At 68.8% G+C, this 372-nt stretch carries 1 pseudogene; it reads right to left on the minus strand.

Annotated features, from left to right (window positions below):
* Window positions 1-372 (minus strand): annotated as a pseudogene (locus AC5RT4_RS17760) (pyruvate dehydrogenase (acetyl-transferring), homodimeric type); the annotation flags it as partial.

Consider the following 372-nt stretch of genomic DNA (forward strand, 5'->3'; position numbering starts at 1 on the left):
TCAGGCGCGGGTGCGGGTAGGAGGACAGGGCGTGCCCGGCCCGGGACTTTTCCTGCCGGAACCCGTCCAGGTCCTCCTCCGAAAGCCGGCCTTCCATAAACGCCCTGGCGTACATGCCGGGGGAGGCGTGGCCCTGGAAGAAGACCTGGTCCCCGCCGCCGGGGTGGTCCTTGCCGCGGAAGAAGTGGTTGAACCCGACCTCGTACAGGGTCGCGGCCCCGGCGTAGGTGGAAATGTGCCCGCCCACGCCGATGTTCGCCCGCTGCGCACGGTGGACCATCACCGCAGCGTTCCAGCGCATGTACGCCCGGTAGCGGCGCTCGAACTCCTCATTGCCCGGGAACTCCGCTTCCTGGTCCACCGGGATCGTGT

The sequence above is a fragment of the Arthrobacter sp. sptzw42 genome (assembly GCF_059089685.1).